Here is a 12635-nt window from a genome sequence, read left to right on the forward strand (position 1 = left end):
TAAAAATTACTTGCATTCCAAAAAACAGTGTGATACAATCAGTCTCGCAAACGTAAAGCGAGGCTCTGAATTAAAAAAGAAAATGGAGAAAGGGGTATGGACATACACAACATTGTACTGCTGGGGGAAGCAGGAAGCGGAAAAACAGAAATAGCCGCCAACATAGCAATCCGCCTGGCAGAAAAGGATGAAAAGCCAGTGTATCTGATTGACATGGACCAGACAAAGTGTCTGTTCCGGGCCAGGGATTTTTCATCTTTATTAGAGAAAAGGCAGGTACATATGGCAGAAAACCCGGAGCTGTGGGATTCGCCCCTGATGCCTTTGGGGGTCAGCGCCCTGTTAATGGATGAAGGAATCCGGTGCATATTTGATGCAGGCGGGAACGCGGCAGGCGCAGCCATGATGGGACAATTTGCCGGACAGCTGGCGGGGATGGCTACCGGTTATTACTATGTAATCAATCCCTGCCGTGCATTTTCAGGCACAAGGGAGGAGATTAAGGAAAGCCTGGATGCGATTATGGTATCAGCCCGTGTCCCGGCAGGACGGCTGGAAGTAATCGCCAACCCTTATATGGGCGGATACACAACAGCGGAGCTGATTGACGGATATTGCAGGAAGCTGGAACAGGAACTTGTGAAGCTGGATTTAAAAATCACGTGTCTGGCTGTTTCCAAATCATTTTCCAAAGAAGTCAGGAAACTGACAAGGCTTCCGCTGCTGGAACTGGATACCTTTGTAGACAAACTGTATGTATGAAGCATGGATTAAGTAAAAGAACATGATTCAAACATGATAACATCATTAAAAGGAGAGGAAGTGTGATTATGGCTAAACTGGAAATCAGCAAAGAAAGCTGCAAAAGCTGTGGGATATGTGTAAACGTATGCCCCAAACAGGTCCTGGAAATAGGGGAAGGAATCAATAAAAAGGGATACCGCCATGTGGTGGACGCCCACCCGGAAGCCTGCATTGCCTGCTGCATGTGCGCCCAGGTATGTCCGGATTGTGTCATTGAAGTATTTAAGTAAGAAAATGAAGGATTTAATAATGTAAAATGCACAGGAAAGGAAGAACAGTGATGGAAAGAAAATTTATGAAGGGCAATGAAGCCATTGCAGAGGCAGCCGTCAGGGCTGGCTGCCGGTTTTATGCCGGTTACCCCATTACACCCCAGAGCGAGGTACCGGAGTATCTGTCCCGGGCGCTGCCAAAGGCAGGCGGGATATTTGTCCAGGGCGAAAGCGAGGTTGCATCCATTAACATGGTTTACGGGGCAGGGGCAGGAGGCACCCTTGCCATGACATCCACCTCAGGTCCGGGAATCAGCCTTATGGCGGAAGGGATTTCCTCCCTGGCAGCTGCCCGGGTGCCATCGGTGATAGTGGATATCATGAGGGCCGGCCCCGGTACCGGTGTCATGAAGCCGGCCCAGTCCGACTATTTCCAGATTAACCGGGCTTCGGGCCATGGGGGGTATCAGACCATCAACTATGCCCCGGCAACCATCCAGGAAGCAGTGGACCTTGTGACCAAAGCATTCCAGGTAACCCAGAAGTACCGCATGCCTGTTTTCGTATTTGCAGACAGCCTTGTGGGCGGATTGATGGAGGCAGTGACCCTGCCCGAACCGCAGGAACCGCCAAAGACACCTGAGTGGGCGGTAATCGGCAAGGGATACCACGGCGGAAAGCCCAATATTGTGCTCAATGCCTCCTTTGTGGAAGAACAGCAGATGAAGAAGGCCCAGGAGTGGGCTGGGATTTACGAGGGATGGAAAAAGGATGAGGTCATGGTGGAAGAATACATGACAGAGGATGCGGATTTCGTGCTGACAGCATATGGCTCCTGCGGCCGCATCTGCCACACCTGTGTGGATGAACTGCGGGAAGCCGGTTATAAGGCGGGACTGGTACGCCCCATCACCACCAACCCGTTCCCGGCAGAGGCATACAGGAAGCTGATAGGAAAAGTACGGTTCATTCTGGATGTGGAGATGGCAATCCCGGCGCTGATGGCAGAAGATGTCCGGCTGGCCGTGGGGGACCACCTGCCAATCCACACCTGTCTGACTACAGGCGGTGTGATCGTGGATTCAGATGAAGTGGTCAGATGTGCAATCAGACTTGCGAAAGGAGAGTGAAACAATGGAAAAAGTATACAGCAGGCCAGAAAGCCTTGATATTTCAAATAATAAATTTTGCCCGGGCTGCATGCACAGCACCTTTATTAAAATCTGCATGCAGGTAATTGATGAACTGGGGATTGCGGACCGGGCGGTGGTAATCCAGCCCATTGGGTGCGCCAACAACAGCTCCCCCTGTATTGCCATTGACCAGGGCTGCGCCCTCCATGGCCGCGCCCCGGCCTATGCAACAGGATTAAAACGCTGCCACCCGGATTCAATCGTGTTTACATACCAGGGGGACGGGGACCTCAGCTCCATTGGCTTTGCAGAGGTAATGCACGCCGCGAACCGCGGTGAGAACATATGTGTTTTCTATATTAACAACTGTAACTACGGCATGACCGGAGGCCAGATGTCCCCAACCACACTCATTGGCCAGAAGACCACCACCTGTGTGGAGGGCAGGAACCCGGATCTGACCGGATATCCCATGCACATGGCGGAACTGGTGGCAACCCTGAAAGGGGTGGTGTATTCCGGGCGGTTTGCCCTTGATACCCCAGCCCATATCAAAAAGGCCAAGGACGCCCTTAAAAAGGCGTTTGAGAACCAGATTGACAACAAGGGATTTTCCTTTGTGGAAATGCTCAGCAACTGCCCGACCAACTGGGGCCTGTCACCGATTGAGAGCGTGAAAATGCTTCAGGAGCAGGTAATGAAGGAATTTCCCCTGGGTATCTACAAAGACAACGAGGAGGTGGAGAAATGATTAACCGTTTAATGATTGCCGGCTTTGGCGGGCAGGGTGTCATGATGATTGGAAAGTTAATCGGCCAGTGTGCCATGGAACAGGACCTGAATGCCACATTTTTCCCGTCCTACGGCGCTGAACAGAGGGGAGGCACTGCCAACTGTACGGTCATCCAGTCTGACCGGATGATAGGCTCCCCCACCTCCAGCAGGCTGGATGTACTGTGCGCCCTGAACCAGCCGTCCATGGTGGACTTCCTGCCCAGGCTGCGTCCCGGCGGGACCCTGCTGGTCAACAGTTCCATTGTGGATGTTTCCTCTGTGGAGAGGGACGACATCCAGATTGTGCAGGTGGATATCGACAACATGGCCTACGATTTGGGGAACCGGAAGGTGGCCAATGTTATCATGTTCGGGGCCTATATGGCCCTGGTCAACACCATACCCCTTGACAAGGCAGAGGAAATCGCCATGCACAAGCTGGGCAGGAAGCCGGAACTGATTGAATTAAACCGCAGGGCCTTCAAAGCCGGGGCTGATGTGGTGCGCAGATTAAAAGAGGCAGGTGAGTTCCGATGAACCGGTATCTGGAAGAATATAAGGCCAGACAATGCACGGTGGATGATGCCCTGGCAGCAATCCGGGACGGTGATTTCGTGGCCACCAGCGGCGGTGTGAATGCGCCTTTGTTATTTTACAAAAATCTCCATAAAGTTGCCCCAAGGCTGAAACAGGGAATCGATTTCTTTTACGGCACGACCTATAAAAAGGGCGACTTTGAGTTCCTGGAAAGCCAGGCGTGCAAGGGGAAAATCAGGACGCTGTCAGGCTTCGTGCTCTGCAAGGATGAGCGCGGGTACATCCAGGAAGGCCGGGTGGACTATGTACCCACCCATTACCACAGCCAGGGCATGAAAATGATTCAGGCCAGGGGCGGTCTGGATGTATATGTGGCGGCTGTCTGCCCCATGGATGAGCGGACCGGGTACTTCCGGACTTCCCTTTCCAATGTCAATGAAACGGATTTCCGCAATTCGGCAAAAAAGATATTCCTGGAAGTGGTCCCAAGCCTTCCGGTCATTTACGGCAATAATGAGATACATATCAGCGAGGCCGACGGAATTTACGAATACGACCATCCGCTTGAAACCATGGATCCGCTTCCCTTCGGGGAAGTGGAGAAACAGATTGGCAGTTATGTGGCCGGACTGGTGGAGGACGGATCCACCATCCAGCTTGGCATCGGTGCAATCCCGGATGCGGTGGCCCATGCGTTCATGGACAAAAAGGACCTGGGCGTGCACACGGAAATGATAACCAACAGCATACTGGAGCTGGTGGAGGCCGGGGTGGTGACCGGGCAGAGGAAAAGCATAAACAGGGGAATCATCATAGGCGCATTCAGCCGCGGTTCCCAGAAACTCTATGACTTCATGGACCGCAACCCCTGTGTGGCCATGAATCCCTGCAGCTATGTCAACAATCCCCATGTGATTGCCCAAAATTACAAAATGGTGTCCGTGAACACGGCCATGGGAATAGACCTGCTGGGCCAGGTGTCCTCAGAAAGCATCGGATACATGCAGTACAGCGGGAGCGGCGGCCAGGTTGACACGGTAACCGGCGCAATCCACGCCACGGGAGGCAAGTCCATCATTGCCCTGGCATCCACTGCTAAAAACGGCACGCTGTCAAAAATCTGTATATCCCATGCGCCCGGCACGGCAGTCACGCTGTCCAGGAACGATGTGGACTATGTGGCGACAGAGTACGGAATCGTGCGCCTGAGCGGTAGGACCGTTAAGGAGCGGGCAAAACTCCTTATCAGCATCGCCCATCCCAGGTTCCGCGATGAATTGACGGCGCAGGCCGGTAAGGCGGGGCTGCTTTTATAGGGGATACGGATGAATCATCGTATAATCTATAGGGTAGCCATCCTATAGTCAGTCATTCTCCTGCAACTGACAATGGAAAATCCTTCTGATTGTTGTTATAATATAAACAGACATTATGGTTTATGGACGGAATGTGTCTGGCAGACAATCCTATCCCGCAGCAGAGGGCATATCCTATCCTTCAGGGGGGAGGATATACATCCCTGCGGCGGACCGGGATTTCCGTCATGGAAACAGGAGGAGCTATATGGGCGGATGTATGAAAAGGCAAGTGGGAAAACATTACGGCAGGAATAAGCCATTCATCCTGCTGGTGCTGGCAATCTGTGCAGCATTAGCATCAGGCGGCTGCGCTGCGCCGGCCGGGACAGGAGAAAAGACAACATCTTTGTCAGACAATGGGGCCGGGAACCAGAAGGGGGAAGAGGACCAGGCGGAACAAGGCGTGGCGGATCCTGTCCAAAAGCCCTCCTATGTCTATTACATAAAAGATGCGGATCTCATGAGGGCGGATGTAAACGGCCCCATGGAGTCCGGAAAGAACCCATCCCTTGTCATGGCGGGAATAGGGAAAAACGTCAATCTCAAGGATTACTATGATGTAAGCCTGTCTGAAGACGGCAGCTTCCTCGCCTTTCAGTTTGAGACAGATGGGGGCCTGTTCCTTGATGATGCGGTACTGGTTGCTGTCAACAATGAGGACGGCACCTCCCAAATCATCCATGAGGGCTACGCCAACACCGCCATGTGCGGCAATAAACTGCTGTTTCAGGTTGAGCATGAAGCAGGAAATGAAGCGGGAAATGAAGCAGGGGGACTGGCTGATGTGCAGTATGACCTGTATTCCTATACGCCGGAGCAGGGGAAGAAGCTGGAGGCATCCGGCTTGTATAACTTCTTTCCTTCCAAGGACGGCTCCGCTGTCTGCATTACAAAAATGGATGAGGAGTGGGTTCAAGACCTGTACCTGGCTGAGGACGGCAGGGAAGTCCTCCTGGCAGATGAAATGAATTTTGCAGGCGCCAATGAGGATTACAGTGTCATCTATGCACAGCGTACGGTTGAGGAGGAGGATGGGTTTTACTATGAACTCCTTAAGCTGGGAAAAGACGGCGCCAAAGAGCCGGTCCTCACAAAAGAGGACCAGGCAGGGGCTTATTATCTGGATCCGGATTCCGGCAATCTATATACCTTTGTCTATGGAAAGGAAGGGCGGAACACCCTGTCCTATTCCTCGGAAGGGGAGAAGAAGCTGCTGTCGGACCAGGTATCCATGGTGTGGGAATACATAAGCGAACCTGAATGGCTGGATGGGAAGTCCATGGTTATCTATCAGTCCGGTCCGGCCGGAAAGGAGACGCTGTATGAGGCTGTGGACGGGAATGTCTGCGCATTCACGGTTCCCGGCATGCCGGAAGACTGGCTGGACGGATATTTTAAGAAAATCACAGGCATGGAAAATGGCATCTATCTGACCGTATCAAAACTGAATGATGCATATCAGGCAGAGGAAAGCTGGATATACAGATATAAGCTGTCCTCCGGTCAGCTGAGCCAGACGCTTGAATGCGTGGCACATGGAACCGACCTATATCTGGTTGATGAAAGGGATGGAAAAGCCTTTTACACAGACAGCATTTCCGGGAACCAGATTCTATATTGCGAAGGAAACAGGATCCTTGATAAGGTCAATCCCGAAACGCTGCGCCAGCTGGATGGCAGCGCCGGGGAGTATTTTGTATTCCAGGAAAAGGATGGGGCAGTGCCTGACCTTATGAGGATTACCACGGCCGGTTCATCCAAGGTATTCCGTGAAAATGTTGTCCAGTGCGAACCATATGCAGGAGGAATGCTTCTGCTTTCTGACTGCCGGGACAGTTATCCGTATCTGGGTACGCTTTCATTCTATAATACTGACGGGACACAGGTGATTGACGAAGACGTGACTGTATTTTTCCAGCACGACCGGAACCGGTTTGTGGATGTGGTGCCCTGGGACTGGAACTGGAGCGGACAGGATGAAAATGGAGCGCTTGGGGAGTATGCCAACAGTGACTTCGACCCGGGACGGGATTATCTGGACAGGGCATATATTGACGGTTCTGTATTTTATGATACGGAGTACGGATTCCATATAGACCTGAAGGAAAATGAGAATCAGGGATACTATCATGAGATACACGGTTTTGGAGATGCGGTGTCGCTGGCATGCTTTGATGAAGAAGGCAATGAACGATACAGTATCTATATGACGGATGGTTACACTGCCCTTAAGGAATACGACAATGCCGCCGCCTTTGGACAGTGGATGAAGGATGTATACGATTCCACCATGAAAGAATACGGCTATGATATAGGGGAAGATGACTTCACGGTGGAAAAGGCAGAGGACATCCTGCTGGATGGCAGAAAGGCAATTAAGCTTGTAACCCATACGGACAACGGCCTGATGACAGCCGGCTCCACATTCATCCGGTACTTTATTCCGGATGAGGAGAATGACCGTATGATAGAACTGTCCAGACAGTTTCTGGCGGATCTGGAGGACGAGGAGGATCTGGAGGCATATCAGATGTTTGTGGAGTCTTTGAAGTGGGATGATTGAAAGGATTTAGCTTGAGCAGCGTAAATGCTAAGATGTTACATAATGACTGATAAAAACAGAGGCTGTGCCGGCAATTATATCCGGTACAGCTTTTTTGTACCCCCATCCATTCTGCTATATGAATCACATTTACGCTATAGGAAAAACAATTCAACATCACACATGTATTGATAAATATGATAAAAAAACACAAAATCATTCAAAGTAGTTGTTGACAATTTCTAAAAAAGGTGTTATTTTAAGGATAGACAACGTGAACGTTCACGATAATTATATGCAAAAAATTCTTATATATTGTAGAAAATATGATAAATATCGTTGATATATAAGTTCAAAGTACGAAATCGTTCACGTTAATAAAAAAGAAATGAGGGATTGGTATTATGACGACCATAAAAGATATTGCAAAGATGGCCAACACTTCCATAGGAACTGTGGACCGGGCACTTAACAATAAACCAGGGGTCAGTGCTAAAACGCGGGAAAGGATTATGGCAATTGCAGAATCGCTGGACTATAAACCTAACAGGCTTGGCAAGGCCTTAGTGCTACGGAATAGGAATATGCAGCTTGGATTTATTGTAGAACCCATATCAAACCCCTTTTTTGAAGAACTGAAAAAAGGTGTGGAGCAGATGCGGGATGCGCTGAATGAATATGGAATTACAACCCACATATTTTGCATGAATACACATGAAGAAAAGGAGATGGTGGAACTATTAGACAGGTTGGAAGATATGGGTGTCTCAGGAATTGCCCTTAATGCAATCAATTCACCAGTTGTAATTGATAAGCTTGAGAATATGAAAAAAGCTGGAATCAGAATAGTGACTTGCAGCACGGACATCAGTAATGAGAAGCGGGACTGCTTTGTAGGTTTCTGCCATGAAAAGAGTGCAAGGGTGGCAGCGGAATTGTTGGCTAAGTTTAATGGTGGACAGGGGGAATTTCTGGTAACAATAGGTTACCGGTATATCATGGCACACATGCAAAGGCTGAATGGATTCGAATACAAAATTAAAGAAGCTTATCCCCAGATAAGCTTGGCGGGGGTATTGGAGGTGGAAGAGAATGATGAGATAGCTTTTAGGGAAACCCTTAAGGCATTGGAAACCAATGACCGGATCAACGGCATTTTCATAGCAGGATACGGGATTAAGGGTGTCGCTAAAGCAGTGGAAGTTAAGAACCGGAGCAAGGAAATCAAAATCATCTGTTATGACAATTCTGCATTTGTTACTGATTATGTAAAAAAGGGGGTTATTGATGCGGTTATCTGCCAGGATCCGGAAAAACAGGGATATATGGCACTAAAGATATTAAGCGACCTTATCATTGGGGATAAGGAGGTGAAAGCAGATACCTATATGACGAGTATTGATATAAGGCTATGTGAAAACATCGACAGGGATTTTCAAGAATGGGAAATTTGAGGAGGTTGTTATGAAGACAGAGGGAAAGAAGAGCAAGGGGAAGCGGTTCACTGAGATTGGGGTATTAGGGGCGCTGGTGTTGCTGTGCGTGGTCATCAGCGTTGCTAACCCGGCATTTTATTCAGCCAGTAATCTTATCAATCTGGCAAGGCAGACATCCTATGTGGTAATCATTGCCATATTCATGACAATGGTAATTATCGTTGGCGGCATGGATTTGTCCGTTGGTTCGGTTATAGGTGTCAGCGGGATTGCGGTTGCCATGTTTCTCAAGATGGGGCTTCCAATCCCCATAGCAGTAGTGGCATCCATGGTGGTGGCATCACTGGTGGGATTGTTTAATGGAACGCTCATTGTTCTTGTGAGGATGCCTGCATTCATCGTCACACTGGGGACTATGTACATAGCAAGGGGAATCTGCAATGGATTGACAAAGGGTGTACCGGTATATCCATTGCCGGAGAACTTTTCCGTCATAGGCAATGGAACCTTGTTTGGCGTGCCGGGGTCTGTTTTTTTTGTAATCATGGTTGCTTTCATACTGGACTTCATATTGAAAAACACCACATTTGGAAGGTCCGTATATGCAATTGGGGGAAATGAAGAGACGGCCAGGCTGTCAGGTATTAATGTGACTAGGATTAAAATCATGATTTATCTGCTCAGCAGCCTGGCCGCTGCTGCTGCGGGGGTTATCATGACATCCAGGATTGAGTCGGGACAGACTTCACTGGGACAGGGATGGGAGATGACGGTTATCGCATCCGCAATCATAGGCGGGACAAGTATGCTTGGCGGTTCAGGAACCGTACTGGGAACTGTATTGGGGGCAGCATTGATGTCGGTGATTTCTAATGGGATGATTATCATGAACGTATCTGTATACTGGCAGAACATCGCTATCGGAGCCATTATTGTATTATCTGTAGCCATTGACCTTATTAGCAAGAGACGCGCTGGCCTGGATGTGAAGTGATAAAGATATCAGGGGAAAGGAGGCTGTAGTAAGGGCATCTTGTTATGGGAACTATAAACAAACAATGAAAATAAACAACAGAAATTGGGAGGGTAAACATGTTCAAGAAGAGTTTGGGTTTATTACTATGTGTAGCAATGGTATCTGCATCACTGGCAGGGTGCGGCAATTCAGCTTCAAAGGCTGATAAGGGTGCGGCCCCCGGAACAACGGCAGCAGAAGCCAAAACAGAAAAGTCTGAAACAGCAGAGAAAACGGCGCCGGATAAGAACATAAAGATTATGTTTGACTGTCCGAAGGTAAATGACCCTGTGTGGCTGATTGCAAAAGCAGGTTTTGAGGCGGCCGGTAAGGACCTTGGATTTGAAGCCGTATGGACCGGAGCGGATGACCATTCAGTAGAGAAAACAGTGGAAGCCATTGAGAATACAATCGCAGCAGCGCCGGATGGGATTGTATGCTGTCCGTTTTCGCCAACTGCATTTTCCAATGTGCTTATGAAGGCCCAGGGCAGCGGGATAGTAGTAACTACTGTATGTGTAGATTCCGAGAGCGAGGATCAAAGAACCGCATTTGTGGGAATGGATCCTTATGCCTGTGGGCGTTCCCAGATGGAAGCAATTGTAGAAAAACTAGGCAGGGACAAAAAAGTGGTAATGGGCGTGCTTATGAGTAACATTGATGCGGCAAATCAGATTTCACAGCTTGAAGGCGCCGAAGCCTATATGAAGGAAATTGGAATCGAGTATGAGATTGTTGACAAACAGGCTGACAATGCAGACCCTGTACAGTCCCTGGATAAAGTGACCACCATGATTAAGGCAAATCCTGATATCAATGCTATTTTCAGCGGAGAGAGTGGTGGAACCCCTGGAGTCGGTAAAGCACTAGAGGAATTGGGGGTCATGGATCAGGTGGTTGCTGTGTGCATGGATGACACAGATATGAATCTGGATGCGGTGCGAAAAGGTCAGGTCTATGCAGTGGCAGCCCAGGATTTCTTCGAAATGGGTTATCTGGGAGCAGAACTTTGCTACAAAGCTATTCTAGGTGAGGAAGTTCCATCTTCCGTAGATTCTGGCGTAACCATTGTAACAGCTGAGAATGTGGAGACATATGAACATGATTCTGATTATCCGGAAGTGGATGCGGCCAGATAGGAGGCAGAATGAGGTGGAATCAGAAAAAGGTATAGGCCGTTGATTCATCATCATGTTTGGGGAAACAGTGCAGAATGAAGCAGGCTTATACCAGCTTTTATTATACCGAACCGAGTGTGAAAAGTCAAATTTCGCAATACAGATTGTAGGAGACTGGTCCATGAATAAATATGTTTTAGAGATGAAAGATATCACAAAAGAATTTCCAGGAGTAAAGGCGCTTAATCATGTCAATATCCAGGTCAAAGAAGGGGAGATTCACGCCTTGGTAGGTGAAAATGGTGCAGGTAAGTCCACACTCATGAAAGTGTTGAGCGGGGCGTATCCATGTAGTTCCTACACTGGGCAGATATTTATAGAGGGGGAGGAAAAGAAATTTTATATACCCTCTGATTCCTCCGGATGTGGGGTCGAGATGATTTATCAGGAGATTAGCTGTATGCTGGATATGAATATTGCAGAAAACATATTCATTGGCAGTTATTATAAAAAGCCAAATGGCACCGTGGACTGGAATCGGATTTACTCTGAATCGGAAGCAGCCTTAGCTAAGGTAGGGCTTGATGTTTCGTCCAGGGAAACCATGCGCAATTTAAGTGCAAGTGAACAGCAGCTGGTCCTGATTGCGAAGGCCATCAGAAAAAAGCCTAAGGTGCTGGTCTTAGACGAACCCACGTCCACGTTGACCCTGAAAGAAACCGATAATCTCCTAAAGATTCTACTGGAATTGAAAAAGGATAAAATCTCCTGCATTTACATATCCCACCGTCTGAATGAAGTGTTTGACATTGCAGATAAGATTACCGTTCTTAAGGATGGGGAAACTCAGGGCGGCTTTGACCGCCCGGAGTTTAATTCAAAGGCTGTTGTGGAAAAGATGATAGGACGCAAGATTGAAAACATGTATCCAAAGGAAAACGTGCCAATTGGGAAGGAAATCATGCGCGTGGAAGATGTAGTGGTCCAGCACCCCTATAACAAGCAGAAAAATATTGTAAACGGTGTCAGCTTTGCAGTACGGGAGGGAGAAATCCTTGGGCTTTCAGGCCTTGTGGGAGCTGGAAGAAGTGAACTGGTCAACGCTATTTTTGGGTCATATAAAGGAAAATACAGCAAAGTTATCTATATGGATGGAAAACAAGTGAAAATTGATTCCCCCCGCATAGCCATGCAATATGGAATCGGGCTTGTAACTGAAGACAGGAAAAAGGATGGTATCATAGCCATTGCTTCCATTAGGGATAATATTTCAATTGCCAGCTTAAAGAACGTGTCAAGGAAAGGTCTTATCGATAGGGTGAAAGAAAGAAAACATGCCCAAGGCATGAAGGAGACCCTGAATATAAAAGCAGAATCAATTGATACAAAAGTGTTGAATCTAAGCGGTGGAAATCAGCAGAAGGTGGTTCTTGCAAAATGTCTGAGTACTAATCCAAGAATCCTTATATTGGATGAACCCACTAGAGGAATTGATGTGGGAGCCAAGGTGGAAATCTATAAGACCATTTCCGGCCTGGCGGCAAAAGGCATCGGAATCATCATGATTTCTTCTGAACTCACTGAATTGATAGAGATGTGCGACCGTTTTCTTGTGATGACTAAGGGTACGATTACAGCGGAGTTTGATAGGACCAATGTCAGTGAAAATGCAATCATGATGGCCGCAACTGGTGCAGAGGGATAAA

Annotated in this window: 11 protein-coding genes; all 11 read left to right on the forward strand. The window is 48.4% G+C overall.

Annotated features, from left to right (window positions below):
* Window positions 1-96: 96 nt before the first annotated feature.
* The 11 genes from LK536_RS37980 (at window position 97) to LK536_RS38030 (ending at window position 12634) form a co-directional block, all read left to right on the forward strand.
* Window positions 97-762: a nucleotide-binding protein gene (locus LK536_RS37980; protein ID WP_227795351.1), complete on the forward strand. Its 666-nt coding sequence runs from the start codon at window positions 97-99 to the stop codon at window positions 760-762.
* A 68-nt stretch (window positions 763-830) separates the two neighbouring features.
* Entirely contained in the window at window positions 831-1034 is a 204-nt protein-coding gene (locus LK536_RS37985; RefSeq protein WP_227795352.1) for a 4Fe-4S dicluster domain-containing protein, read from the forward strand.
* Between the two features lie 50 nt (window positions 1035-1084).
* Window positions 1085-2146 carry a 3-methyl-2-oxobutanoate dehydrogenase subunit VorB gene (vorB, locus tag LK536_RS37990; RefSeq protein WP_008721915.1) on the forward strand — a complete coding sequence of 354 codons (1062 nt, stop codon included), beginning with the start codon at window positions 1085-1087 and terminating at the stop codon, window positions 2144-2146.
* 4 nt (window positions 2147-2150) lie between these two features.
* On the forward strand, window positions 2151-2900 hold the full coding sequence (locus tag LK536_RS37995; protein WP_025483016.1) for a thiamine pyrophosphate-dependent enzyme: 750 nt from the start codon (window positions 2151-2153) through the stop codon (window positions 2898-2900).
* Window positions 2897-3460: a 2-oxoacid:ferredoxin oxidoreductase subunit gamma family protein gene (locus LK536_RS38000; protein ID WP_130789485.1), complete on the forward strand. Its 564-nt coding sequence runs from the start codon at window positions 2897-2899 to the stop codon at window positions 3458-3460. Before LK536_RS37995 ends, LK536_RS38000 begins: the two co-directional genes overlap by 4 nt.
* Window positions 3457-4776, forward strand: a complete 1320-nt coding sequence (locus LK536_RS38005) for an acetyl-CoA hydrolase/transferase family protein (protein ID WP_227795353.1) — start codon at window positions 3457-3459, stop codon at window positions 4774-4776. Before LK536_RS38000 ends, LK536_RS38005 begins: the two co-directional genes overlap by 4 nt.
* 247 nt (window positions 4777-5023) lie before the next feature.
* Entirely contained in the window at window positions 5024-7381 is a 2358-nt protein-coding gene (locus LK536_RS38010) for a hypothetical protein (protein ID WP_227795354.1), read from the forward strand.
* 383 nt (window positions 7382-7764) lie between these two features.
* Window positions 7765-8814, forward strand: coding sequence for a LacI family DNA-binding transcriptional regulator (locus LK536_RS38015; RefSeq protein WP_227795355.1), 1050 nt, complete (start codon window positions 7765-7767; stop codon window positions 8812-8814).
* 10 nt (window positions 8815-8824) lie between these two features.
* Window positions 8825-9790 (forward strand): ABC transporter permease, encoded by a 966-nt coding sequence (locus LK536_RS38020; protein ID WP_227795356.1) that lies wholly within the window; start codon window positions 8825-8827, stop codon window positions 9788-9790.
* 98 nt (window positions 9791-9888) lie between these two features.
* On the forward strand, window positions 9889-10950 hold the full coding sequence (locus tag LK536_RS38025) for a sugar ABC transporter substrate-binding protein (RefSeq protein WP_227795357.1): 1062 nt from the start codon (window positions 9889-9891) through the stop codon (window positions 10948-10950).
* Between the two features lie 67 nt (window positions 10951-11017).
* Window positions 11018-12634: a sugar ABC transporter ATP-binding protein gene (locus LK536_RS38030; RefSeq protein WP_227795358.1), complete on the forward strand. Its 1617-nt coding sequence runs from the start codon at window positions 11018-11020 to the stop codon at window positions 12632-12634.
* Window position 12635: the final 1 nt, after the last annotated feature.

It is taken from the genome of Clostridium pacaense (genome assembly GCF_020709765.2).
Classification (GTDB): domain Bacteria; phylum Bacillota; class Clostridia; order Lachnospirales; family Lachnospiraceae; genus Enterocloster; species Enterocloster hominis.

Bases quoted from the DNA above. Each gene is read 5' to 3' on its own strand.
- LK536_RS37980 (WP_227795351.1), top strand. From the start codon at position 97: ATGGACATACACAACATTGTACTGCTGGGGGAAGCAGGAAGCGGAAAA.
- LK536_RS37985 (WP_227795352.1), top strand. From the start codon at position 831: ATGGCTAAACTGGAAATCAGCAAAGAAAGCTGCAAAAGCTGTGGGATA.
- vorB (WP_008721915.1), top strand. From the start codon at position 1,085: ATGGAAAGAAAATTTATGAAGGGCAATGAAGCCATTGCAGAGGCAGCC.
- LK536_RS37995 (WP_025483016.1), top strand. From the start codon at position 2,151: ATGGAAAAAGTATACAGCAGGCCAGAAAGCCTTGATATTTCAAATAAT.
- LK536_RS38000 (WP_130789485.1), top strand. From the start codon at position 2,897: ATGATTAACCGTTTAATGATTGCCGGCTTTGGCGGGCAGGGTGTCATG.
- LK536_RS38005 (WP_227795353.1), top strand. From the start codon at position 3,457: ATGAACCGGTATCTGGAAGAATATAAGGCCAGACAATGCACGGTGGAT.
- LK536_RS38010 (WP_227795354.1), top strand. From the start codon at position 5,024: ATGGGCGGATGTATGAAAAGGCAAGTGGGAAAACATTACGGCAGGAAT.
- LK536_RS38015 (WP_227795355.1), top strand. From the start codon at position 7,765: ATGACGACCATAAAAGATATTGCAAAGATGGCCAACACTTCCATAGGA.
- LK536_RS38020 (WP_227795356.1), top strand. From the start codon at position 8,825: ATGAAGACAGAGGGAAAGAAGAGCAAGGGGAAGCGGTTCACTGAGATT.
- LK536_RS38025 (WP_227795357.1), top strand. From the start codon at position 9,889: ATGTTCAAGAAGAGTTTGGGTTTATTACTATGTGTAGCAATGGTATCT.